The sequence below is a fragment of the Solwaraspora sp. WMMD937 genome (genome assembly GCF_029581175.1).
Taxonomy (GTDB): domain Bacteria; phylum Actinomycetota; class Actinomycetes; order Mycobacteriales; family Micromonosporaceae; genus Micromonospora_E.
Genome location: NZ_CP120738.1, coordinates 4,963,993 through 4,989,902, shown reverse-complemented (window position 1 = coordinate 4,989,902; position 25,910 = coordinate 4,963,993). Strand labels below are relative to the sequence as shown.

Sequence of the window (25,910 nt, the reverse complement as noted above, 5' to 3'; positions counted from 1 at the left end):
GAGCGCATCTGGAGTGTCAAGGAATCGAACACGATCGTTCAATCCGGGCCCGTCGGTGCGGCCCTCGTCGGACGGCACCCGGCGGCTTGGTGAACGACACCGGCGGCTTGGTCAACCACGCCGGCGGTCAGAGGTCGGCAAGTAGGCGGTTCGGGCCGGCACCCGCCGAGGCGAGCAGGTCGACATACCTCGTCATCCAGCGGCGGACCGTGTCGTCGTCGAGCCGGTCCACCGGGTACTCCAGATAGCCGTCGATCCCGTCCGGGCCGGGCATCAGGACGATCAGCAGCGCCGCCCGCCCGACCCCGGTCGGCACCTCGTGCACCCGTACCGCCAGCTCCGGCAGCTCGATCCGGGTGTCGAACGTACTCTGGAAGGCGAAGCTCACCGTCATCCCAGACGACGCAGCGCCCTTGTCCGGCGCGGGTAGCTGCTGGTAGATCCAGGCCGTGGGTAGCAGATTGTCGATGCCGGCGAACAGGCCGTCGGCGGCCTGGCCGACCAGGTGGGCGAACGTCGCGGCGGCGGCGGTGCGGATCCGTACCGGCAAGGCCGTCGCCAGCACGGTGACGGTGTCCTCGTACGCCCGGGGTGACCGGTTGGCGTACGGCATCGACAGGGTCACGTCGGGCTGCCCGCTGAGCCGGGCGAGCAACAGTGCCAACGCCGCAGCGGCGACCGCGGTCACCGTGGCACCCAGCTCCCGGGCGAGCACCTCGACGGCGAGCCGAACCTGTCCCGGGATCTCGAACCGGCAGGTGGCGGCCTGCCCACTCGGCTGCTGCGGTGCGGGGCGGTCGAACGGCAGATCCAGCGCCAGCGGCCCGTCGCCCAGGTGCTCCGCCCAGTAGGCGAGCCGTCGGCGGCGGATCGGCTCATCCCACTGGCCCTGCTGCCAGCGTGCGTAGTCGGTGCACTGGGCGGCGGGCGGGCCGAAGTCCGGCGTACCTGAATCGCGGGCGGTGCGGTACCCGTCCGCCAACTCGCGCAGCAGTACGGTGACCGCCCGGCCGTCGCAGGCGACGTGATGCAGGACCAGCACCAGCCAGGACTCGTCGGGCGCCAGCCGGATCAGCGTGTACCGCACCGGTGCCTCGCCCGCCAGGGTGAACACCGGCGCCACCATCTCCCGGCTGAGGGCCTCGGCCCGCCGCCGCGCCGCCTCCGGCGCCAGCGCGGCCAGCTCGACGACGGGCAGCGGGACCGGCCGGTGGGCGAGGATCCGCTGGGTCCAGGCGCCACCGTCGCGGATCAGCCGGGCACGCAGCGCATGGTGCCGGGCGACCAGACCGTCGAGCGCGGCGTCGAGCGCGGCGACGTCGAGGTCGCCGACCAGTTCCAGCCGCAGCCCGACGTTCCAGCTGGCGGGGTGCGTGCTGCGCCCGGCGACCTCCACCACCCGCTCCTGCTGGGCCGACAGCGGCGCCCGGGTGATCTCGCGCTCGTGCGCCGGTGCGGCCAGCCAGCGCAACAGTTCACCCTTGTACGACCGCAGCGCGGTGACCAGTTGCGGACCCATCGCGGCGGCTGGGGCGTCGTAGTGCAGGGTGTCGCCGGTGCCGGTGAGCCGTACATCGTGCCCGGCGATGTACTCCAGCAGCTCGTCGAAGGTCACAGCGTGCCCCGCACCCGGCGGGTGGGCCTGTCGTCGGCGGCCGCGGCGGGTCCGCGAAGCCGGCCGACCATTGCCGCGATGGTCGGGGCGCGGAAGAACTCCAACGCCGGATAGTCCGCTCCGGTGGCCTCGCGTACCCGGTTGAGCAGGCGCATCGCGTTGATCGAATGGCCGCCGAGGGCGAAGAAGGACGCGCCGTGGTCGATGCGCTCCGGATCCAGATCGAGTTCGGCGGCCCACAGCGCCCGCACCGTCCCGGCCAGCGCGTCACCGGTTGGGTCGTCGTTCCGGGCCGCAGCTGGGGCCACCGCCTGCGGTGTCGTCGGCGGGGCCGCCGACGGCGCCAGCGGCGGCGCGGGCTCACCGGTACGGATGGTCGGCTCCGGCAGCCCGGCCCGGTCGACCTTGTTGTTGCCGGTCTGCGGCAGCGCCGGCAGCACCGCCCACACCCGGGGGATCAGCACGTCGGGCAGTTCGCGGGCCATCGCGGCGACGACCCGGTCGGCCAGTCCGTCGGGTGCCACGCCCGGCGCGGGTACCGCGTACCCGGCGAGGTACGCCTCGTCGCGCCGGTCCCGGCGGGCCACCACGATGCCGTCGGCGACCAGATCCAGCCCGCGCAGCACCGCAGACGCCTCGCCTGGCTCGACCCGGTTTCCCCGGATCTTGACCTGGTCGTCGGTACGGCCGAGGAACACCAGTACCCCGTCGGCGGTCCACCGCACCAGGTCCCCGGTGCGGTAGCGGCGGGAACCGGCACCGCCGGTCGGGTCGTCGACGAACCGCTGCGCGGTCAGCTCGGGCCGGTTCAGGTAGCCGCGACCCACTCCGGCGCCGCCGATGAACAGTTCCCCGACGGCGCCGACCGGAGCCAGGTTGCCCCACTCGTCGCGGATCTCGACGCGGATGTTGTCCAGCGGCCGGCCGATCGGAATCGGACCGTCGGACCCGGCCGGCGGCGGTGTCACCACCTCGGACGTGGCGATGACCGTCGTCTCGGTCGGTCCGTACACGTTGCGTACGATGTACGGAACTCCGGGCTGTGGCCGTACCCGCAGTTGCTGGCCGCCGACGGTGAGGTGGCGCAGTCGGGGCTGGGCCGAGACAGGCAGCGACAGCAACCCTTCCCCGATCGGCGTGGGCAGCATCGCGACGCTCACCCCGGCGGTACGCATCCAGCGCGCCAGCGCCATCGAGTCCAGCCGTACGGCATCGTCGGCGATCGTCAGGCTCGCACCGACCTGCAGCGGCGGCCAGATCTCCAGCACCGAGGCGTCGAAGCTCTGCCCACACACCACGGCACCCCGGTCATCGGCGGTCAGCTCCAGCTCGTCGCGGTACCACTGGCACAGGTTCAGCACGCTGCGGTGGGTGATGGTCACACCCTTCGGCCGGCCGGTGGAACCGGAGGTGTACATGACGTAGCACGCCGCATCCGGACCGTTCGCCGCGCGGCCGGGGCCGCTGTCCCTGATGGGCGTACGGCCGGGGTCGCCGGACCCGCCGACGGGATCGGCGTCGTCGGTTTCGTCGACGTGCAGCAGGCGGACCCCGTCGGGCAGGTCCAGCGCGGTGTCACCCCCGGTGGCCAGCACCACCCGGGCCGCGCTGTCCGAGACCATGAAACGCACCTGCCGGCCGCCGAGGGACGGATCCAACGGCAGGTACGCGGCTCCGGCGCGTAGCACCGCCAGGGTGGCGACGACGAACTCCGGCGACCGGGGCAGCCACAGCGCCACGATGTCGCCTGCGGCGATCCCTTGCCGAACCAGCCGCTGCGCCAGAGCGGTGGCCTGCTCGTCGAGTTGCCGGTAGGTCAGCACCGTGCCGCCGCCGATCACCGCGACCGCCTGCGGCGTGCGTTGCGCCCACTGCCGCACCGCGTCGGGCACGCGACCGGGCGGCAGGTCGCGCTGGCGTCCGACGCCCCAACGGGCCAGCGTGTCCCGGTCGGTGTCGAGGACGCCGACCAGCTTCGAGATCGGCGTATCGGGCTGGTCGACGGCGGCGGCCAGGGTCGCGACGAGATACGACAGCAGCCGCTCGGCGCTGTCCGTCACGAATAGGTCGGTGCCGTACTCCAGCCGGCAGTCGATCCCGTCGGCGTGGTTGGTCACGTACAGGGCCAGGTCGGTCACCGCCCGATCGATCCGGTGTGCCAGCGCGCGGGCGGTGACCCGGGGCAGGTCGAGCGGGAGCGGGTCGCCGCCGTTGTCGAACTCCACGATGGTCTGGAAGACCGGGGTCCGACTGGTGTCCCGGTCCGGGCTCACCGCGCCGACGACGGCGTCGAACGGCACGTCGGCATGGTCGTACGCGTCCAGGGCGGTGTCGCGGACCTGCTTGAGGAGGTTGGCGAAGGTCGGGTCGCCGGACAGGTCCAGCCGCAGGGCGACCGTGTTGAGGAAGAACCCCACCACTGCCTCGGCGCCGGTGGGCCGGACCGACACCGGTGTGCCGACGACCAGCTGGTCGCCGCGGGTGAACCGGCGTAGCGTGGCCGCGTACCCGGCGAGCACGGTCATGAACAGCGTGGCCCGGTGCGCGCTACTGAGCCGGCTCAGCAGCCCGGACAGCTCCGGGTCGAGCCTGCGCCGGACCGACGCGCCGGTGCCACCGCGGACCGTCGGGCGTGGTCGGTCGGTCGGCAGGTCCAGCACCGGCAGCTCACCGGCCAGTCGCTGCCGCCAGTAGGCCAGACCGGCCGGCTCGCCGGGCGAACCGCTGGCGGCGTCCGCCTCCCGCCGGGCCAGGTCGAGGCAGTCCACCGACAGCTCCGGCAGGTCGGCGGGCCGGCTGTCGAGTGCGGCCCGGTACAACGCGGAGAGATCCTCGGCCAGCACCCGCACCGACGCGGCGTCGACCACGATGTGGTGCAGGGACAACATCAGCACATGCCGCTCGGGCGACCAGCGCAGCAGCCGGGTCACCAGCAGCGGACCCTGCGCGAGGTCGAACACGCGCCGGCTCTCCTCGGCCAGCAGCCGCCGTACGGTGTCGTCCTCGTCACGCCCGGCGTGCTCCTCAACGATGAAATCCACTGTGCCCTTGCCGAGGATGACCTGGACCGGTTCGCCGTCGCGCTCCCGGAACACCGTCCGCAGCGCCCCATGCCGGGCCACCAGCTGGTGCAGCGCGGTCCGCAGCGCCGACACGTCCAGTGGACCGTCGAGCCGTACGGTGACCGCCTCGTTGTAGGTGCCCTGGCCCGGATGCAGTCGTTCGAGGAACCACATCCGCGCCTGCCCGCGCGACGTCGGTCCGGACCGGTCCGGACCGACGTCGCGGGCGGCCTCCGGGTGACCGGTCGCCGCCTGCCTGCCCGCCGACGTGTCGATCGGTGGCGTGTCGATCGGTGGCGTGTCGGCCGGCCCCTGGTAGCTGGCCCGTAGCCGGTCCAGCAGCGGCAACCCGGCCCGCACCTGGTCGGGGGATGCGCCGAAGTCGACCAGCGCGGCCACCTCGTCGACGCCGGCGGCGGTGAGCGCGTCGATCAGCCGGGCGCCGTCGTCCGGCGACCCGATCAGCGCCCGTGCCTCGCAGTACCGGTCGTAGGCGCGCTGGAACACGTAGTCCAGGTCGTCGGCGTCGGCGGTGTCGAGGTCCACCTGGAATCCGAGACTGTTGGTCATTTGTCCGAACAGCGACAGCGAGGAGTGCAGGTACGCCTTCAGCGGCGCGAACGCCTCGGCCCGCGCCCGGGCCGAGTCCGCACCGAGGTAGGTGTGCACGAGCACGACCACCCGTCCGCCGTGCGGGTCGAGCCCGTGCTCGGCGCGGGTCTTACGGTAGCGCCGGATGTTGTCGGCCAACTGCTCCACCGACTGGCTCATCAGGTTGGTGACGATGCCGAGGTCGTGCTCGGCGGCGCGCTGGTACGACTCCGGATTGCCCACCACGGCGACGAACATCGGCGGCATCGCCTGCACCGGGCGGGGCAGGGTGCGGATCTCGACCGGTTCGCCGGTGCCGCTGCGCCGTTCGACGGCCTCGCCACGCCACAGCCGGCGTACCTGGTCGAGGTGGCGGTACATCACGTCGCGGTGGGTGCCGAAGTGCTCCGGGGCGAGGACGAAGTCGCCCGCGTGCCATCCGGGTGCACAGCCGATGCCGACCCGGCCGCCGGACAGCCGGTCGACCATGGACCAGTCCTCAGTGACCCGGATCGGGTCGTGCAGCGGCAGGACCACCGATCCGGCGTGCAACCGGATCCGGCTCGTCTCGCGGGTCAGCGCGGCGGCCAGCACCACCGGGTTGGGAAACACCCCGCCGAAGGAGTGAAAGTGGCGCTCCGGGATCCACAGCGCGTGGAATCCGTGCCGGTCGGCGAAGCGGGCCGTGTCGACGATCAGCTCGTACGGGTCGGCAGCCCCCGAGCCGGCCGGATAGTCGCCGAAGAAGTACACGCTGAAGTCCGGTGCCGGACGAACCGGTGCGTCTGCCGGTGTAGGGCCGCCCGCTGCGGCGGCACTCGTCGTCGGTGCGGTCCGTACCGTCGGTTCGACCCAGGCGGTGCCGTTCGGTTTCGCCGTGGGCACGGCGGTGCCGGCCGGACGGGGGAGCAGCCCGCCGCCGCGCATCTCGCGTAGCGAGGCGCGCACCGCGTCGATCACCAGCTCGACGTCGTCATCGGTGTGCGCGGTGGAGAGGAAGAAGTTGCGCCACTCCCAGACGTACACCCCCTTGAGTAGCAGGTGGTGGTAGAGAAGCTCGAGGTCGGCGCGGTGCTCGAAGCGGAACTGCGAGCCGACGTGATTGAGCCGCAGCGGGTACTCCTCCTCGGTGAAGAAGTCGTTCAGTGTGCCGACGAGCCGGTCGGTCCGAGCGTTGAGCTCCTGCTGCAGCCGTGGGCTGTGCTCGGTCAGCCGGGTCAACACTGCGCGCGCGGCGGCCATGGACACCGGATGCTGGATGTAGGTGCCGCCGAAGAAGGTCGTCTCCCGCTGCGGGCGGCTGTCGTCGCCGTAGCGCCAGAAACCGCCGTCGACGCCGTCCATGATGTCGGCGCGTCCGGCGATCGCCCCGATCGGGAAGCCACCGCCGAGCAGCTTGCCGTACGTGGCGAGGTCCGGGGTCACGTTGAACAGGCCCTGGGCGCCGCGCGGATGGGGCCGGAACCCGGTGAGCATCTCGTCGAACATCAGCACGATGCCGTACCGCCGGGTGATGTCGCGGAGCCTGCGCAGGAACTCCGCCGGCTGCAGCGACGGGTGGCGGCTCTGCACCGGCTCGACCACGACGGCGGCCAACTGTTCACCGAGCTCTTCGATCACCTGCAGGCTTCCCGGTACGCCGTAGTCGAGTACGACCAGGTCCGCGACGGCGCTGGCCGGGATGCCGGTGCTGACCGGGACGGTGGTCCGGTCCGCTCCGGTCCCGACCGAGCGGCCGAGCACGTTGTCGGCATGTCCGTGGTACGACCCGTGGAACATGACGATCTTGTCGCGTCCGGTGGCAGCCCGGGCGAGCCGGATCGCCGCCGCGTTCGCCTCGGTGCCCGAGTTGGCGAACGCCACCCGGGACATCCCGGTCAGCTCGCTCAACAGCACGGCGGCCTCACCCGTGTCGACGCTGCGCGGTCCGAGCTGGACGCCTCGGTACAGATGCCGCCGGACCGCGTCGGCGACGAAGTCCGGCTCGTGGCCGAACAGCAGCACCCCGAAGCCCATGGTGATGTCGACGTACCGGTTGCCGTCGACATCCTCCAGCCATGCGCCCTTGGCGCGCTGGCCGGCGATCGGGTACAGCATCTCCTTCGTGGCACTACGGAAGCCGACGACCGCCCGGCTGTCGGCCAGCACGCCACGGTGGCGCTGGGTGATTTCCTTCGACCGCCGAGTCTTCGCCACGAACCGTCGCCGCAGGTCGTCCAGGTGAGCTCGGCCGCGATCGGTAGCGACCGCGCCGGCCTGACCGCTGTCGGGTGCCACGACCACCCTGGGTCCGTGCGCGTCAACGCCCGGTGCTGCCGGTGCCGCAGTCGGCGCCGGCGGTTCGGCCGGTGCCGGTGTGGCTGGTGCCGGCGGCGCTGGCGGTGCCGGGGTCCGACGGGACAGGATCAGCTGGGACAGTTTGCTCGGGGTGTCCGCCTCCTCGAACAGTTCGCGCATGGCGAGTCGGACACCGAACTCGCCTTCGAACTCCCGCAGCGCGTTGATCATGGCGAGCGAGTCGGCACCCATCTCGACGAACGGGCGGTCGACGGCGATGTCGTCTGGGTCGCAGCCGAGGTGCCGGGCGCTGATCTCGCGTACCCGCTCGACCACCGGCGCGAGGTCCGGCGCGGCTGATCCGGCGGCGACCGCGGAGCCAGCCTCGCGGACAGTGTCAACGTCGACCATCGACCCTCCAGGTTCGGTTCGTGCCAGCGGCGGTCCGGTCCAGTGGACTCGGCGCTGGAACGGATAGGCGGACAGCGGCACCCGGCGTGCGTGCCCAGGGCCGAGCAGGGCGGCCCAGTCCAGGTCGACCCCGTGTACGTGCAGCTGGGCGAAGCTGTCGATGAGCTGATCGAGTTCCGTGCCCCGGCGCTGTGCGGCGAGCACCGGCCAGCCAGGCAGCGCCGAGCGCAGCAACCCAGCCAGGCTCGGTTGCGGTCCGAGCTCCAGCACCGGCACGCCGGCCGACTCCGCGGCGGCCGACGTCTCGGCTGTCTCGGCGGCGATCGCGGCCGTGACCAGGTCGAACCGGACCGGCATCCGGGTCTGCCGCACCAGGTACGCCGGGTCGGGGCGGTGACCCACCGGCAGCACGGTGCCGTCCACGCTGCTGACCAGCGGCGTGTCCAACGGTACCCAGCCGACCGCCTCGAATGCCTCGCCCAGCCGAGGGAGGATCGGGTCGAGCAGCGCCGAGTGGAAGGCGTGGTCAACGGTGAGCCGGTGCCAGCGCAACCCGAGACGGTCCAGCACACCGCAGGCGGCGTCGAGTGCCTCGACCGGCCCGGCGACGACATGCTGCTCGGCCGCGTTGACCGCGGCGAGGTCGAGCCGCCCGTCGGTGGCGAGCAACTCGTCGACCGCGGCCCGGGTGGCGAACACCGCGACCATCCCGCCGGGCGCGGTGTGCTCCCGCATCAGCCGCCCACGCATCCCGGTGAGCCGCAGACCGTCCTCGATCGACAGCGTGCCGGCTGCGGCCAGGGCAGCGTACTCGCCGATGCTGTGTCCGGCGACGAGTCGTGGCGCCACCCCGAGCGAGCGCCACAGCCGGGTCAGCGCGGCCTGGAACGCGAACAGCGCCGGCTGCGCCACATCGGCCGGCCAGATCCGGTCGGCACCAGCGTCGGTGGTGAGCAGCGGGGTCAGCACCGACGGCCCGCCGGCGCGGCGCTGGTACGCCTCGCAGGCGTCGAGCACCGCCCGCACCTGCGGGTACCGCCGGTACAGCGGCCCGGCCATACCCGGGTACGAGGTGCCCTGCCCGCCGTACAGCACCACCGGCGTCACCCCGCCGAGCCCGCCGGAGGCGACGCCGGCACCTGGGGCCGATCCGGTCGCCACCCGCGCCGGGCGTTGCCGCCCCGGCGCGGCGAGGTAGTCGTCCAGGGCGTCCGCGATCGCTGTCGTCGTCGCGCCGGTCCCGACGAGTCGGTACGGCAGGTGCGGCCGGCCGAGCGCGGCGGTGGTGGCCAGGTCGGCCGGGTCGAGCCCGGGGTCGGCCCGCAGGTGGTCGCGCATCCGGCGGGCGAGCGTACGCAGACTTTCCGGGTGGTACGCCGAGAGCGGCACCGGCACCGGTCCCGTCGGTACCGCCGGCACCGGGCTAGCGGGAGACGTCGTCGCCGGCAGCCCCGGTCGTGCTACCGGCGGTGCCTCCAGGATCAGGTGGACGTTGGTGCCACCGACCGCGAGCGCGGTCACCCCCGCCCGGCGCGGCCCGGGCAGATCGGGCCAGGCGTGCGCCTCGGTGGGGATGACGAACGGGCTGGCCGCCAGGTCCAACGCCGGATTGGGTCGCTCGAACCCGACCAACGGCGGGATCGTCGCGTGCCGCAGCACCAGCACCGTCTTGATCAGGCTGGCCATACCGGCGCAGGCGTCCAGGTGTCCGATGGCCGGCTTGGCCGAGCCGATCGCGCAGTAGCCGGTCCGGTCGGTGCGCCGACGGTAGGCCGAGGTCATGGCGTCGAACTCGATCGGGTCGCCCTTGTACGTACCGGTGCCGTGGGTCTCCAGGTAGGCGATCGTCTCGGGGGAGACCCCGGCCACGTCGAGCGCCCGCAGGATGGCGTCGCGCTGACCGACGGCGCTGGGCGCGGCGTAGCTGGTCTTCGCGGCCCCGTCGTTGTTGACTCCGCTGCCCAGGATCACCGCGTGGATGGTGTCCCCGTCGGCGACCGCCCGGTCGTACCGCTTGAGCAGCACCGCCGCGACCCCGTTGCCGCCGACGGTGCCGTCGGACGACGCGTCGAACGCTCGGCACCGGCCGGAGCGGGACAGGATGGTGCCCCTGACATGGCGGTAACCCAGGATCTGCGGGATGTGCACCGCCGACGCGCCGGCCAGGGCCAGGTCGGCGTCGCCGGCTAGCAACGCCTGTCCGGCCAGGTGCACCGCCACCAGGGCCGTCGAGCAGCCGCTCTGTACGGTGACCGCCGGACCGGTCAGGCCGAGCCGGAACGCGACCCGGGTGGCGACGAAGTCGTTGAAGTTGCCCAGCGCCACCTGGAAGGCCGGACCGAAGTCACCGTTCCAGCGGGCGTCGGCCAGGTTGTTACGCAGGTACGTGTTCAGGGGATACAGGTGGTACCCGACACCGGCGAAGACGCCCACCCTGGTGTCGGGTCGCGCTCCCGCGTACCCGCCGTTCTCCAGTGCGTGGTAAGCGGTCTGCAGGAACAGCCGGTGCTGCGGATCGACAGTGCGCGCCTCCTGCGGGCTCATCCCAAAGAACTCGGCGTCGAACGAGTCGATGTCGTCGAGCACGCCGCTGACGGCGACGAAATCCGGTGACTCGCGCAGCTGCGCCGGTACCCCGGCCTTGGCCAACTCGGTGGGGCTGAACCTGCGTACGCTGGTCACGCCGTCACGGATGTTGCGCCAGTACGCCTGCGGCGTGTCCGCTCCGGGTAGCCGCAACGCCATGCCGATGATGGCGATCCGCCGGTCGTCGGTGCCACCGCGCGTCGGGGTACTCATGTCGTCGTCCGTCGACGCGCCCACAGCGTGGCCAGGAAAGCCACTGCCAGCAGCACCGCCAGCCCGTGGAACAGAGTGACCACGGTCAACGGAGTGAACTGTTCCAGCAGAAAGGAGCAGGCCACCATGCCGACGCCGAAGCCGAGGTTCTCCGCGGTCGCCGAGAATCCGAAGACGTAGCCGCGTTGATCATCCGGAGTGGCCTGCAGCCGGGTGGTGTAGGCGATCTCGGTGAAACCGTCGGCGACGCCGGCGACGGTGGCGACCAGGACGGCCAGCGGCAGCGGCGGCGCGGTGAAGGTGAGGATGAAGGCCACCGACATGAGCGCCGCGCCAGCGGCGAACGCGCGCTCGTTGATTGTCCGGCCGGTGTGTCTGGCCCAGCGGGCGACGGCGCGCTGCGCGATGATGTTGCCGATCGCCCAGGTGGCCCAGAACTGGGACATGAACGCGGCCGGATGCTGCGGGTCCAGCATGGTGGACAGCACCGGCAGGCCGACGTTGTGCGAGGCCGAGCCGAACGCGTCGGCAGCGCGCAGACTGATCAGTGCGAGCAGGACCGGGGTCAGCCGCAGGTAGCGCAGGGCCGTCAACTGCGCGGTGAGGACTCCGGACGGCCGTCGCGCCTCGTCCGGCCCTGAGTCCGGCCCGGTGTCCGTTGCTGCGCCCGGCCCGGAGCCTGCTGCGGCTGCCGGCTGTCGGCTGCGGGTGGTGATCGGTAGCCGGGCCAGGACCGCAGCTGAGAAAAGGAACGCTCCGGCGTCGATGAGGAACGCACCGGTGTAGCCGACCGTGGAGATGAGAACTCCGGCCGAGGCGAACCCGGCGACCATCGCCAACGACCGGCCGGTGGCGAGCAGCGCGTTCGCCCGGACCCGCTGGTCCTGCCCGACGATCTCGGGGATGCTGCTGCGCAGCGCGACGCTGGTGAGGGTGGCGCCGGCGCCGGTGACGACCGCGACGGCGTACAGCAGGCCGGCCTGGGCCGTCGTCGGTGCGAGAACCAGCACGACCAGGGCGACCGCCTGACTGATGTCGGAGGTCACCATGATCCGCTTGCGGTCGAGCCGGGACACCAGGCTCCCGGCGCCGAATCCGGTGAGGACACTCGTGGCCAGCCGTAGCGCCAGGAACAACCCGGTGTGCGTGGCACTGCCGGTCAGCGAGTACGCGAACAGGCTGAGCGCGATCATGTCCAGATAGGTGCCGTATGCCGAGACCGCGTTGCCGACCACCAGGAACCGGAAGTGCCGCATCCCGCTGCTGGTGTGGCCCGGGTCCTGATCCGTGACGGTCACGAGCGGCCGGCGGGTACGTCAGGTGCCGTCGACCTCGGGCGTGGGGGGTGTCCGGCAGAGCAGGATGGGTGCGGCAAGCTGTGCCCCCAGGGACGGTGGTCGCCATTGGCTCGTCGTTACGTGATGACTACCGCCCGTCAGAGTATGCGAGGCAGTCGATCTGATCAAGATCCATGCGGTGAGGTGGAGCGGGCGGCGCCATCCATGACGCTACGAGCTGGCGGCGGCTCGCCGTGCCCCGATGTCGTGACTGCAGTGTGCCTCGTCCCGATCAGTGCCGAGGTGCGGTACGGTCTGGCTTGAGAATGTTGTTGTGTCCGGGGACTGCGTTCTTGGCGTGACCGTCACGTACGCGTATTCTCCCGGGCTCCGAGGAAGAGTCTAGAGAGCGAGCGATGCGAGACCTACTGCAGGAGTACGATCCGGAGGTCTTTGACGCGATCCTCGGCGAGGAGCGTCGGCAACAGAGCGAGTTGGAGCTCATCCCCTCCGAGAACTACACCTATCCGGAAGTGCTCGCCGCACTGGGGACGGTGTTCACTAACAAGTACTCGGAGGGATACCCCGGCAATCGCTACTACGGCGGTCAGACCTACACCGATGTCATCGAGCGTCTGGCCTGCGCGCGTGCTCGAGAGCTCTTCGGGGCCGACCACGCCAATGTGCAGGCGCTCTCCGGTGCGGCGATGAATCAGGTCGTGTACTACGCGCTCCTGGAACCGGGGGACTCTATCCTCGCAATGGATCTCACCCACGGCGGCCATCTGACGCACGGCTCGCCCGTTTCACATATGGCCAGGGTTTTCCAATTCCACCGCTACAGGGCCGGCGCGGACGGTCGCATCGATTTCGACGAGGTCCGGCGCATCGCGGAGCAAGTCCGCCCGAAGATGATACTGTGCGGACACTCGTCGTACCCGCGCGAGCTCGACTATTCTGGATTTAGGCGGGTTGCGGACGCGGTCGGTGCCCTGACCATGGCCGACGTGTCCCACGTCGGCGGGTTGATCGCGGGTGGGCAGTTGGCCAACCCGCTGGAGCACGGTTTCGACGTGGTTACGACGACCACACACAAGAGTCTGCGTGGTCCACGCGGCGGCCTGATTCTCAGTAAGGGCGAGTTCGCGAAGAAAATCGACAAAAGCGTATTCCCGGGCCTGCAGGGTGGGCCGCACATGCACACGATCGCGGCCATCGCCGTCGCCCTCAAGAAGGCGGCCGAGCCGGAGTTCCGCGAGTACGCTGCGCGTACTCTGTCGAACGCACAGGTGCTGGCTGGTCGGCTGCTCGAGCACGGCGCCCAGCTCGTCTCAGGCGGGACAGACAATCACCTCATGGTGGTCAATACGGTCGGATCGTACGGTATCGAGGGCCGCGACGCGCAGAAGCTGCTGGAGGAGGTCGGGCTCGCCACCAACAAGCAGCTCATTCCCGACGACAGCCTGTCAGCGCAGCGGACCAGCGGGGTGCGGCTCGGGACCCCCGCGCCGACGACCCGCGGCATGGGAGCCGGGGAGATGACCGCGGTCGCGGACCTGTTCGTCCGTGCGCTGCAGAACAAGGGCGACAGCGATGGGGCGGAGGCTATCCGCAGTGAGGTCCGGGCGCTGTGCGCCCGGTTCCCCGCGCCGGGCCCGCTGCTGCCCACGTCGGCCTGAATCCATGAGTGGTACCGCTCGCGGTCGCAGCGGGCGGGCTAGCCATCACAGTGCAACCCGGGAGAAACTCTCCCGGGTTCCACTGTCTTCGGCGGGCTTTCGGGACGTGCTCCGCGACGCCGGGCCGCTCTCCGGGGTGCCGCCGAACGATCCGCGGCCGCAAGCCGATCAGCTCGCGGGCTGGTGAAAGTGGGCGGCGTAGGGCTGCTTTCGCCGATCACCACGTCGACCTGACGGCCCAGCTCGTCGATCCGACCACATCGCTGATCATGTCTGTCGAACATCCATGGGCAGCCTTGAACCTATCGGGGTGCAAGAGTACGATAAGCGTCGATGGCGATAGCTGGGGCGACGAAGTCGGCACCCCCGCCTCGGGTGATTGCCTCTCGGTGCCGATCGTCCACGTTACTCTCGCTGCGAACGCCCAGTGGAAGGTGCCGATGTCGACTCAAATCGTCCTGTACGACGAAGTGTGCCGGATCCTGGTTGCGATGCTCGGCGAGGAGGGCGCGGTCCGCCGAGCCGACCTGTCCCGGTCCACGTCACTCCAGTCGTTGGGCATGGATTCGATGAAATACATCAACCTGCTCCTCAGCTTGGAGGACATCATCGGTAAGGAACTCGACGAGGTTGCCGAGTACATCGACCTCTCTGAGATCACCACGGTTGGCGATCTCGTCACGCTAGTGGAGCGGCTGCGAGGCCTCTGACGGGAGTCGGGTCATGAGCGACAGCGAGACCGAAACGCAGGCACTGATCCCGTCCGAAGAGGACATCGACTTCTATCGGCGCAACGGCTACTACATCTCCAAGAGGATTCTGAGCGACGAGCAGATAGCCGAGGCGGTGGACGGCAGTGAGCGGATCTACCGCTGCGACTACGACGAGCGCTTTCCGTGGAGCGACAATCCGCGGGTGGACCCCAACTTCGGCGTACCCTTCCTGGATCGAAGCCTCAGCCGCGCGGACGGCTACGCCTCTTTCCATAGCCTGGGACTCCGTGCGCTGGCCCGGCTTCCGATCATCTCGGCGATCGCGGCCGCCCTGATCGGGGCCACCGAGATCAGGTACTGGAAGGACCAACTCATCTACAAGCCACCCGCGCGTGCGTCCGAGGAAGGTGAGGGCGTCACCGGGTTCCACCAGGACAAGCGTTACTGGCCCACCTGCAAGTCGGACCGGATGATCACCGCGTGGATCCCGCTGCATGACTGCTCGACGGAGAACGGCTGCCTGGTAGTGATCAAGGGCAGTCACCGGTGGCGGAACAACCACGCGCTGGTCACCTTCGGCGAGAAGAACATGGACTTTATCAAGTCGGAGCTGATAAACACCGAGGGGAACGAACTCGTCGAGGTGCCGCTCGAACTCGAGCGGGGCCAGGTAAGCTTCCACGACTGCTACACGATCCACGGCAGCTACGCCAATGTATCCGATTCGCCGCGGCGGGCCCTGTCGGTCCACCTGCAGGACGGCGAAAACCGTTACCGCGACCTGAGCTTTCTGAGTAAGGAAAAGCCGGTCTTCCAGCATTCCCACGACCTGATCTGCCGGAAATCAGCGAACGGCCTACCGGACTACAGTGACCCGGTCATCTTTCCGACACTGCACCATACGGCGACGCAGTGACCAGGTGGTGGGTGAACCGGACGCGCGCCGTCGACGGAACGAACCAGTGATGATTGACATCCACGTCCATCTGGCCGACGCCCGCTGCATTTCGCCCGGATTCATCGCGGGCATCGCCGGCTCGATGATCGAGGACGGCCGGGTCGGTCGGAGCGGCGTCGAGCGGGCCCTACGCCTCTACCTGCTGGACCGGCACGGCAACCGCCTCCTGTCGCAGATGAACGCTCACGGGATCGCCAAGTCCGTGATGCTGATCGCCGATTTCGGCCCGGCGCTCGGTGAGCCCGAGTTGACCATTGAGGAGATCCACCAGCACCATGCCGAGGTGGCCGAGGCGTCCGACGGCCGGCTGACGTTCTTCGCGGGCTTCGACCCTTCGCGTGGTGCGTCGGCGCTCAGTACCGTCGAACGTTGGACTGCCCTGCCTGGTTGCGAAGGGGTCAAGCTGTACCCGCCGTGTGGCTTCGAGCTGGATGATGAGCGGATGGTGCCGCTCTGGCGCCACTGCAGCGACAACGGTGTGCCCGTACTGACCCACTCAGGGCCGTCGTTGCCGACGCTTGGCCGGGCCCAACGGTACCCACACAGCGTCGAGGAAGTCGTCCGGCGGTTTCCTGACCTGCGTATCGCGTTGGCGCACGGCATGGTCTGGGACCCGGAAGGGACCGTCAAGCTGCTGCGGAAGTTTCCCGGGAACCTTTACGCGGACATCTCGTCGTTCCACCAGATCCCGGACGGCGACCTGGAGCTGATGCTGATGCTCTGCGCCGAGGTGCCAGACCAGATCCTGTTCGGGTCGGACGCACCGCTGTTCGACTTCTCCGGAGACCTGACAGCGCAGATTGGAAAAATGCGTGGATTCCTGACCGACTCGCAGGCCGGCAAGCTGTTCGAGCTGAACGCCCGCACGTTCCTGTACGGGGCCAACGCCTGATGGCCGTCATCCGTGCTGGCAAGGCAGTACCCGCCAGAGCCCTAGGACGACGTTGTGAGCGCTAGCTCGATCTATTTTTCCCCCGATGCGGACGCATTCCGGGCGTGGACGCGGCGGTTTCTGCAGGAGCACGTAGCTCCCCGGCTGAACGATTGGGAGTCGCAGCGCCGGATTCCGCGCGACATCTGGAAGCTGTTCGGGGAGCACGGGCTACTAGGACTGCACTATCCGGTCGTGTACGGGGGTCGCGACCTGCCGTTCTTCCACTCGGTCGCCTACCTTGAGGAGCTAGGTAGGCTGGGTAATGGTGGCTTCCGCGGGGCGATGTCCGTTCACAGCTACATGGCGACGACCTACCTGCACCTGGCGGGCGACCACCGTCAGAAGTCGGAGTACCTGAAGCCGGCCGTACAGGGCGACATGATCGCCGCACTGGCGATCACGGAGCCCCAGGCCGGATCCGATGTGGCGGGCATCCGGTGCGCAGCACGGGCTACGGGTGACCGGTACACCATCCGGGGCAGCAAGGCCTTCGTGACCAACGGGTTGACCGCGGATTTCATGGTTACGGCGGTCAGGACGGGCGACGGAGACGGATCCCGCAGTATCTCCCTGTTCGTGGTCGACGCCCGAGCACCAGGGGTGACGAGGACTCCGGTGGAGAAGCTGGGGTGGCACTGCTCCGACACCGCGAGCGTGGAGTTCGACGATGTCGTGGTCGGAGAAGACCAGCTTCTCGGTCGGCGGAACTCGGGATTCCTGTGGATCATGAAAGCGTTCCAGCTCGAGCGGATCGCGGCCGCACTCCTGGCGCTTGGGGAGATCGACTACACGCTGGAACTGGTTAGACGGTACGCGGACGAGCGGCAGGTCTTCGGCACCACGATCCTGGGTCTGCAAGTGGTGCGGCACCGGCTGGCCGAGTTGATGAGTCACACAGCGGCGGCGCGCCAGCTCGCCTATCACGCGGCCTGGCTGTACAGCCAGGGACAGCAGGCGATGTCCCAGTGCGCGATGGCCAAACTGCGGGCCACCGAGCTCGCCGTCGAGGTGGCGGGGCAGTGCCTTCAGCTCTTCGGTGGACACGGCTACCTCGCGGAGGCGCCGATCTCCCGGGTCTTCCGGGACACCCGGCTCGTCACGATCGCGGGTGGGAGTAGCGAGATCATGCGGGAGATAATCGCCGAGTCCGAGCTGTGAGCTCGTCAGCATTTCTGTACGACGAAACAACCCCACCGGAAGTACCCCACGGTCAGGCAGGCGAACGTAGTGGCCGGCGCCACGTTGGTTGATGCGGCGTAGTCGCTGAGATTGATCAGCACGTCGCACGAGAAAACGTGCCCCAGGCGCCGTAGATTGTCCAGGTAGAACGCCTGGCGGCCGGCTCCGAGCTCGCGCATCAGGTTGCGCTGGATCAGCATGTTGTAGTTTCCGCAGAAGACCTTCTCGATCTGGTCTCTCGGAAGCTCCGGCGGGATGGCCCGCCAGAGCCTACCGAGGTTCTTGACCGAGTTGTCCACGAACTCGAGCACACCGAACGTCCTGGTGAGATGGGACAGGTCGCTGCTGGTCGCCAGGTGCCTGAGTTCGTAGGTGCCCCCGGTCTGCGACAGGATGAACGACAAGGCTCCGTCGCTCAGAATCGACTCCGCCGAGTCCATGAACCGGTCGCGGTCGCGCGCGCACTTGTCGCCCACGATGACCAGGACCTCCGAGTAGTCGTTTGCCCGCAGTAGACTGGACCCCAGTTCCAGGGCCGCCGACAGGTTGGAACACTTCGCGAGACTCACTCCGTACAACTTGGCGTCGACGAGACCGTAGTCACCGAGAATCTGCGCCACCTCGGGATAGTCCAGTCCTACCGCATGGATCGAGTTGACCGTCGTGGCGAGCAGTACGGCACCGATATCGGCAGGGTCGACGCCGCCGGTCCGCAGGGTGTCTCCGACCGAACGGTGGCAGAGGTCGGGCAGGCTGAGCGGACTTTTCCGGAAGTAGTGCAGGCCGAGCTTGGTGAAGACCTCGATCTGCTCGGGGTCGCCTTCTTCGATGTCGGCGAGAGGGACGGCGTCTCCCACCGTGTAGGCGATACCCCGGAGGTAGAGCGGCTGACCGGTCATGCTCAGCTCCCTCAGCGTCGGACGAAGGAAGGCCGAAGTGCCATGCTCGGACAGTACCCGCCCATCGATGACCGAAACTATCGAGATGCTTGGACCTTCGGTTCCGTCGGCCGGCCCGTCCTACCTCGTCGCGGGGTCAGCTCCTGGCGGCAGGCAGGGCTAGGGATGCCCGGGTGTCGGATCTAGACTCTCCACCATGCAGAGACTGCGCCTCGACATGGCCCGAATCCAGGCGGCCAGCCGGGCGATCGACCCCGTGTTCCTCGGCACCCCACACTACCGCTGCGAGGCGCTGGGGTCGGAACTCGGGTGCATGGTCAGTCTCAAGGTCGAGTCGGTGAACCCGGTCCGCAGTTTCAAGGGCCGGGGTACCGAGCTCATCGCCAACGGCCTTGCCGACAGCGGCGAGCGCGCAGTGGTGTGCGCCAGTGCGGGAAACCTCGGTCAGGCGCTGGCCTGGTCCGGCCGTAGCCGTGGGCTCGACGTCACCGTCGTGGCGTCCCGCTACGCGCCCGTGGTCAAGCTCGATCGCATCCGTGCCCTGGGAGCCCGTCTGGAGCTGGTCGACGGTGACTACGACACCGCCTGTGCGCGGGCGGCGGCGATCGCCCGGTCCCGGGGTATCCGGCAGATTGAAGACGGTGTGGACGTCGAGACCTGTGACGGTGCGGCGACCATCGGCATCGAACTGGCCTCCGACCCACAGCCCCTCGACACCGTCGTGGTCGCCCTCGGCACCGGAGCCCTTGCCAGCGGCGTCGGCTTCGCGGTGAAGGCCATGACACCCGAGGTGGAGGTGATCTGTGTCCAGCCGCGGGGAGCACCAGCGATGACGCGCTCATGGCACGCACGGTGCGTCGTCACCACCAACTCGGTCGACACCATCGCCGACGGTGTCGCGGGCCGCATCCCCAACCCGGACGCCCTGCAGGACCTGCTCGTGGTCGTCGATGACGCCGTCCTCGTCCGGGAGGCGTCGATCGTCGCCGGTATGCGGCTGCTCCTGAATCATGCGGGCCTCGTCGTCGAACCGTCGGCCGCGCTCGGTATCGCGGCGATCCTTGAGGACCGCGACCGTTTCGCGGGCAGGCGGGTGGCCACCATCGTCTGCGGCGGCAACGTCGACATGGACGCCTACCATCGCTGGATCGGCACGGTGTCCGGCGACGCTGACCCGGTGCCGGCCGGCGAGCACGGCACGCACCGGGGATAGCGGCCGGCGGCCGCTATCCGGAGAAACCGCCGGGCGGTCATCCCGTTGCGGCTGCACGGACCGACGAGGTGCCCGGGGTTCCGTCAGATGCGATTGTCTGCGCCTGCCCGGCGCCGGTGCTGCGCAGCCTCTGCGAGCGGCGGCCGGACGCCCGGCAGACGGTCCTGCGGCGCCGTGTCACCGTCGAGCCGGTTCTCCCGCCGCAGGCTGCGGGTCACCAGTGCGGTGAGGACACCGGCGAGCAGACCCCAGAACGCCGACCCGATTCCCAGCAGCGTCACCCCGGACGCGGTCGCCAGGAAGGTGATCACGGCAGACTCCCGCCACTGCTCGTCGGCGAGCGCCGAGGTGAGGGAGGTGATGACGGTGGCGAGCAGCCCGAGACCCGCGATCCCGGCGATGAGGGACACCGGTAGGGCAGTGAGTAGGGAGCCGACCGTGCCGCCGAACACGCCGAGGCACAGGTAGAACACTCCGGCCCAGACGGCGGCCAGGTAGCGGCGGTCGGGGTCCTGGTGCGCCGAGCTACCGGTGCAGATCGCCGCGGTGATGGCCGCGAGGTTGAGTCCGAAGCAGCCGAACGGTGCCAGCACCAGGTTGGCCGCACCCGTCCAGCCGACCAGCGGTGAGACCGGCAGTTGATACCCGTCGTTGCGTAGCACCGCCACTCCCGCAAGGTTCTGCGAGGCCATGGTGACCACGAAGAGCGGTAGCCCGGCACCGATGACGACCTGCCAGGAGAATTCGGGAACGGTGAAGACCGGAGTGGACAGTGCCAGGTCCACGTCACGCAGCCGGACCGACCCGGTGAGCGTGGCAGCGACGACGCCAGTGGTCAGTGCCGCCAGTACGGCGTACCGGAGCAGCCACCTGCGGAACAGCAGATAGACCGTGAACATCGGGAACACCACGGCGAAACTGTGGTGCATCTCGCTGAACAGCCCGATACCGAACTGGACGAGAATTCCGGCAAGGAGGCCCGCCGCGAGCGCGACCGGGACACGGTTCATGACACGGGCGAACCACCCGGTGATCCCACTGAGCGTGATCAATGCCGCCGAGACCAGAAAGGCGCCGATCGCCTGACCCATGCTCGCCCCGAGCAGTCCAGTGGCGAGTACGGCCGCCCCCGGGGTGGACCACGCGGTGACGACGGGTGCCCGGTAGCGTAGGGACAGCCCGATGGACGTCACTCCCATGCCGACACCCAGCGCGAGCATCCACGAGGCCAGTTCATCGCTGGACGCGCCAGCGGCCTGCGCGGCGGTGAACACGATCGCCGCGGAACTCGCGGTACCGACGAGTACCGCGACGAGACCGGCGGTGACGGCCGACGGTGGTGCCGCTTGTCGCGTCAGAAAAGCCAGCGACTTCATGATTGCGTGACTGTACCCGAACGAGGTGACGTCGATTCTGGCAGGCGGCCAGGGAACGCGGTGCCGCCGTTGCGGACGGGGCCGGTGCCGGGTGGCGCGGCCGATGCCACCTCCGGGCTGTCGCGGTGCCACGGTTGGGCGTCGGGTCCGCTGGGCCGATGCCTGCCGGATTCGGTGCCCCGTGCGGCGGCCTTCTCGATCATCATTATCTGCCAAAACATCCGGGTCGACACCCCGTCCGCCAGCCTGTTTCAAGCTGCCCTCTTGCGGGCCAGCCAGCCATGACAAAAGATCATTAGCCACAGTGGAACTTTTTTTGGGGTATCGAGATCCGCTGCGGCCGCCGAGGAGTTCCGCCTTACTCTCTTGAACCCGAGGAATCTTGCCGGTAATATCGGTCACCGACGATGGAGCATGGGACAACGAAGCGGGGCGCCATGCGTAACCAAAGGGTCGTTTCTGTCGGAATCAAGCTGAGCCACGACGGCGGTGTTGCCCTCTTCGAAGACAACCGCCTGGTCCAGTGTCACGAGATGGAGAAGATAGGCAACAACCCGCGTTACTCGGAATTCCGGCTAACGAGGAGTGAGCTGTTCGGCCTGCTCAACGATATCGGCTACGACTGGTCTGAGGTGGACTCCCTCGTCATCGATGGTTGGCATACTACTCCCTTCGAGGTGATCCTGGGCGACGAAAAGGTTCCGTTCGAGGTGGCGGACTACGGTCACCTCTACGGCATCCGCGCGAACCCGTTGGCGAGTAAAGGTGCTTTCAGCACCTACTTTGGGCGGGAGTACACGAGTTACCAGCACATTGCGGGGCACATTTTCTCATCTTACTGCAGTAGTCCGATGGCTCGGCGGGGCGAGTCGTCGTACGTGCTCTCGTGGGACGGCATGTCGTTTCCGCAGCTGTTCCACTATGACCGGGGTGGCAGACTCGAATGCCTGGGCTACCTGTTTCCCATGAGCGGGTTCATCTACACCTATTTCGCGGTGAATTTTGCGCCGTACCAGGACTATCGGCCGAATGACCTGTCGCTGGCTGGCAAGTACATGGCCTACATCGCGAAAGGGAAGAGGGCCCAGTCGCTCGGCGAGAGCTTCCATACGATCTTCGAGAAGCTGGTGGCGAGGACCGGGCCGGTCACGACCCACGAACAGATGCTGGAGTTCGAGCGGGCGCTACTGCTCAAGCTGGTCTTCCGGGCCAAAGCCAGTGGGCTCAGCGATGAGGACATCCTCACCACCTTCCACTGCTTCCTCGAGGAGGTGCTGGTCCGCACGCTGGCAGCACGGTTGGACGAACTGGACCGGCGGGGACCCCGGAATCTGTGCTACGCCGGTGGGTGTGCGCTGAACATCAAGTGGAACAGCGCGATCAGGCGCTCGTGCAACCTGGCGGAGCTCTGGATTCCACCGTTCCCCAACGACGCGGGCAGCGCCATCGGCACCGTCTGCAGCGAGCTTGTTGCCAAGCATGGCTACGAGTCGGTCGATTGGGACGTCTACAGCGGGCCAGCTATCCGTGATACCGCATGGGACGCCGCCGACTGGTTGTCGCGCGACTGCTCACTCAAGGAGCTGGCGGGTCTCATCCACGAGTCGCAGCAGCCGGTCATCGTGCTCAACGGCCGGGCCGAGCTCGGGCCGCGGGCATTGGGAAACCGCAGCATCATGGCGGCGCCGACCTCGCCGGAGATGAAGACCACTCTCAACCGGATCAAGCGGCGCGAGTCGTACCGGCCGGTCGCGCCGATCTGCGTGGAGGAGGACGCGGCTCGGTTCTTCGACCCGGGTACGCCCGATCCGTACATGCTCTACGACCACCGGGTGCGTCCGGAAGCGGCAGGGCGGTTGGCTGCAGTCTGCCACCTGGACGGGACGGCCCGCCTGCAGACGGTCAACCAGCGGCAGAACCCGGAGATACACGCGCTGCTCAACCACTACGCGGAGTACAGCGGACTACCGATCCTCTGTAACACCAGCGCGAACGACCTCGGCTCCGGGTTCTTCCCGGATGTCCGCAGCGTCGCCGAGTGGGGTCATGTCGACCACATCTGGAGCAACGGGAGGCTGTACACCCGGACGACGGGTGCGTAGTGACGCTCGGGCGGGAAGAGGAACGGATGTCAGGCACAGCGCACGCCACTTCCGGATTCCGGGGTGGACTTCATGAGATCTTCCGTCAGCAGGCGGCGGAGGCGCCGTCGCGGATCGCGGTCGCTTCTGCCGGGGAAACCCTGACGTATCAGGAGCTCGACAGGCTGTCCGATCGGCTCGCTTTCGGGCTGACCACCCGTGGTGTGCAGCCCGGAGAGGTGGTCGGCCTGTGTCTGCCCCGGGGAATCGACATGGTCGTCGCCATGCTCGGCGTACTCAAGGCGGGGGCGGCCTACCTGCCCGTCGACCCGGACTACCCGGCACCCCGGATCGACTACATCATCGAGCACAGCCGGGCGCAGTTCGTCGTCGTCGCTGCCGAGCTGGTCGGCCTGTTCGACCGGCCTGGTGTCAACCTCGTGGCCTACGAGCGCGGCGCGTTGCCGGACGGCGTCGCACCGGACTGGGCACCGGTGGTGGTGTCCCCGGAGGCACCCGCATACGTCATCTACACCTCCGGCACGACCGGCAAACCGCACGGTGTCGTCGTCCAGCACGGGAACGTCGACCGGCTGTTCAGCGGCACGCAGAGCTGGTTCGGGTTCTCCAAGGACGACGTGTGGACGGTGTTCCACTCAATCGCGTTCGACTTCTCCGTATGGGAGCTCTGGGGCGCGCTGCTGCACGGCGGCAAGGCGGTCGTCGTGCCGTACGTGACGACCCGTACGTCTGAGCGCTTCTACCAGCTGGTCGTTGACCAAGGGGTCACGGTTCTCAGTCAGACGCCGACGGCGTTCCGCGCCTTCGACGCGGTTGACGCCCGCCACCACGCGGACCTCTCGCTGCGCCACGTCGTCCTGGGCGGTGAACCGGTCGACCGCGATGTCGCGGCGGCGTGGCTGGCGCGGCGCGGTGAGTCAGCCCCGCAGCTGGTGAACATGTACGGGATCACGGAGACGACCGTGCACGTGACGTACCGACCACTGTCACTCGAACTACTCGACGGGTCGGAGCACTCGCCGATCGGTGTGCCGATTCCAGATCTGGCCATCCAGCTGCTGGATGACGCCGGGCAGCCGGTCGCGCACGGCGCGGTCGGGGAGATTCACGTGCGCGGGCCGGGCGTCGCCCTGGGGTACCTGCACGAAGCGGAGCTGACCGCCGCGCGATTCACCGGATCGGGCGCGGACCGGGTCTACCGCACGGGCGACCTCGGTGTCACCTATGACGGCGTCGAGTACTTCTTCGTCGGGCGCGCGGACACCCAGATCAAGTTGCACGGGTACCGGATCGATCCCCGGGAGATCGAGGCCGTCGCGGACGCGTTCCCCGGTCTGTCAAACTCGGTGGTGTCGAAGGTGCCGGGCTCCGGTGACGACGCGCATCTCATGCTGTTCGCCCTGTACGATCCCGAGACCGGGCCGGCGCAGCGTGCGGCTGTCGCCGATCTGGTGCTGGCGAATATCCGTGCGACGCTTCCCGCATACATGTGCCCGGCCCGGTGTGTCCTGCTCGACGAGTATCCGAGGAATCACAACGGCAAGATAGACCACGACTCGCTGCAGGCGACGTACCACGCGCCGGACCCGTCACCGCAACTAGAGGCGGTCGTGGGTTACGCAGAAAAGGTCAAGGCTATCTGGGAGCAGGTGCTAGGAAAGCCCGTCGCCGTGTCGGACGAGGACTTCTTCGAGGCCGGCGGCACGTCGCTCGACCTCATCCGCATCATGCAGGAGACCAAGAAGCAGCTCGCGGTGGAGGTTGACCTGGGTGCCTTCGCCGACGGTCTGTCGCTGGACGTCTACGTCGACCATGTCGGCGAACAGTTCGCGTCGAGGAAGCGGGCGACCGCCGAACGCGGGCCTAGCTAGCCCCAGATCCGGGAGTGGATGTCATGAGCAAGTTCAGCCTCACGCCCACCGAGCTCGCAGACTTCCAGCGCAACGGCTACGCCGGGCCGTTCACGCTCTATGAACCTGACGAGATGGCTGACCGCTGGCGGAAGGAGCGGCTGAAGCTGCTCGACCGGACAAACGCCGTCTACCAGGACACCGAGGCAATCTCGCAGGGGACCAACATCTCCAATTACGACCGCCATCTCGACAACAGCTTCCTTGCCGAACACATCGCCCGGCCCGAGATCGTCCACCGGGTGGCGAGCATTCTTGGCAAGGACGTCATCTGCTGGCGGTCCGAGTTCTTCCCGAAGTACCCGGGCGACGAGGGCACCGACTGGCACCAGGCGGACACGTTCGCGAACGCCGGGGGAGAGCCGCAGATCGTCTGGGAGGAGGACCGGGAGTACGGCGGCACGATCACCGTCTGGACGGCCTTCACCGAGGCGAGTATCGAGACCGCCTGCCTACAGTTCATCCCGGGTACCCACCGGCAGATGTTCTACGACGAGACCCTGGGGATGCACTACGACCCTGAGGCGAACCGCAACAAGACCAAGAACGGCGTGGCCCGGGGATTCTTCGGCTACGACTACCGCCAACTGCAGATCGACCCGGACTGGTCCCCGGACGAGAGCAAGGCGGTTTCGATGCAGATGAAGGCGGGGCAGTTCATCGTCTTCTGGTCGACGCTGATGCACGCCTCCCACGGTCACGCGGGCCGGACGCAGGAGATGCGCCTTGGCTTCGCCAGCCGCTACGTCCCTGCGTCGGTCCGCGTCTATCCGGGTCTGACCGAGATCCACGAGTACGGCGGGCGCATCTCGCTGGACGACTTCGGGTGCGTGCTGGTGTCGGGTGAGGACAGGTACGGGCGGAACCGGCTGCGAACCCACACGACGACCGGCGTCCCGTTCGGCAAGAGCTGAC

General features: G+C 68.6%; 14 protein-coding genes. 9 read left to right on the top strand and 5 right to left on the bottom strand.

Annotation, left to right across the window (positions count from 1 at the left end):
- Positions 1-127: 127 nt before the first annotated feature.
- From O7621_RS22095 to O7621_RS22085, 3 genes are read right to left on the bottom strand one after another with little or no spacing between them, the layout of a single operon-like run.
- The gene (locus O7621_RS22095) at positions 128-1,615 is read right to left on the bottom strand and encodes a condensation domain-containing protein (protein ID WP_282231025.1); all 1,488 of its coding nucleotides are present in this window, start codon (positions 1,613-1,615) and stop codon (positions 128-130) included.
- Positions 1,612-10,755, bottom strand: coding sequence for a MupA/Atu3671 family FMN-dependent luciferase-like monooxygenase (locus O7621_RS22090; RefSeq protein ID WP_282231024.1), 9,144 nt, complete (start codon positions 10,753-10,755; stop codon positions 1,612-1,614). Before O7621_RS22090 ends, O7621_RS22095 begins: the two co-directional genes overlap by 4 nt.
- Positions 10,752-12,053: an MFS transporter gene (locus O7621_RS22085; protein ID WP_282231023.1), complete on the bottom strand. Its 1,302-nt coding sequence runs from the start codon at positions 12,051-12,053 to the stop codon at positions 10,752-10,754. The genes O7621_RS22090 and O7621_RS22085 overlap by 4 nt, the downstream gene beginning before the upstream one ends.
- A 395-nt stretch (positions 12,054-12,448) precedes the next feature.
- Here O7621_RS22085 and glyA point away from each other — a divergent pair, with 395 nt between their 5' ends.
- From glyA to O7621_RS22060, 5 genes are all read left to right on the top strand, one after another.
- Positions 12,449-13,711 (top strand): serine hydroxymethyltransferase, encoded by a 1,263-nt coding sequence (gene glyA, locus O7621_RS22080; RefSeq protein ID WP_282231022.1) that lies wholly within the window; start codon positions 12,449-12,451, stop codon positions 13,709-13,711.
- A gap of 269 nt (positions 13,712-13,980) precedes the next feature.
- Positions 13,981-14,421, top strand: a complete 441-nt coding sequence (locus O7621_RS22075) for an acyl carrier protein (RefSeq protein ID WP_282231021.1) — start codon at positions 13,981-13,983, stop codon at positions 14,419-14,421.
- Between the two features lie 13 nt (positions 14,422-14,434).
- Positions 14,435-15,340 (top strand): phytanoyl-CoA dioxygenase family protein, encoded by a 906-nt coding sequence (locus O7621_RS22070; RefSeq protein WP_282231020.1) that lies wholly within the window; start codon positions 14,435-14,437, stop codon positions 15,338-15,340.
- A 49-nt stretch (positions 15,341-15,389) separates the two neighbouring features.
- The gene (locus O7621_RS22065) at positions 15,390-16,274 is read left to right on the top strand and encodes an amidohydrolase family protein (RefSeq protein WP_282231019.1); all 885 of its coding nucleotides are present in this window, start codon (positions 15,390-15,392) and stop codon (positions 16,272-16,274) included.
- Positions 16,275-16,328: 54 nt separating this feature from the next.
- On the top strand, positions 16,329-17,474 hold the full coding sequence (locus O7621_RS22060) for an acyl-CoA dehydrogenase family protein (RefSeq protein WP_282231018.1): 1,146 nt from the start codon (positions 16,329-16,331) through the stop codon (positions 17,472-17,474).
- A gap of 5 nt (positions 17,475-17,479) precedes the next feature.
- Here the strand turns inward: O7621_RS22060 and O7621_RS22055 are convergent, their stop codons facing one another.
- The gene (locus tag O7621_RS22055) at positions 17,480-18,394 is read right to left on the bottom strand and encodes a hypothetical protein (RefSeq protein WP_282231017.1); all 915 of its coding nucleotides are present in this window, start codon (positions 18,392-18,394) and stop codon (positions 17,480-17,482) included.
- A 196-nt stretch (positions 18,395-18,590) separates the two neighbouring features.
- Here O7621_RS22055 and O7621_RS22050 point away from each other — a divergent pair, with 196 nt between their 5' ends.
- Positions 18,591-19,607: a pyridoxal-phosphate dependent enzyme gene (locus O7621_RS22050; protein ID WP_282231016.1), complete on the top strand. Its 1,017-nt coding sequence runs from the start codon at positions 18,591-18,593 to the stop codon at positions 19,605-19,607.
- A gap of 83 nt (positions 19,608-19,690) precedes the next feature.
- Here O7621_RS22050 and O7621_RS22045 read toward each other — a convergent pair whose 3' ends face one another.
- Positions 19,691-20,983, bottom strand: coding sequence for a benzoate/H(+) symporter BenE family transporter (locus O7621_RS22045; protein ID WP_282231015.1), 1,293 nt, complete (start codon positions 20,981-20,983; stop codon positions 19,691-19,693).
- Positions 20,984-21,390: 407 nt separating this feature from the next.
- Here O7621_RS22045 and O7621_RS22040 point away from each other — a divergent pair, with 407 nt between their 5' ends.
- From O7621_RS22040 to O7621_RS22030, 3 genes are read left to right on the top strand one after another with little or no spacing between them, the layout of a single operon-like run.
- Positions 21,391-23,085 (top strand): carbamoyltransferase N-terminal domain-containing protein, encoded by a 1,695-nt coding sequence (locus O7621_RS22040; RefSeq protein ID WP_282231014.1) that lies wholly within the window; start codon positions 21,391-21,393, stop codon positions 23,083-23,085.
- 26 nt (positions 23,086-23,111) lie between these two features.
- A complete protein-coding gene (locus O7621_RS22035; RefSeq protein WP_282231013.1) occupies positions 23,112-24,956 on the top strand; it encodes a non-ribosomal peptide synthetase in 1,845 nt (614 codons plus the stop codon).
- Positions 24,957-24,979: 23 nt separating this feature from the next.
- Positions 24,980-25,909, top strand: a complete 930-nt coding sequence (locus O7621_RS22030; protein ID WP_282231012.1) for a chlorinating enzyme — start codon at positions 24,980-24,982, stop codon at positions 25,907-25,909.
- Position 25,910 lies beyond the last annotated feature (1 nt).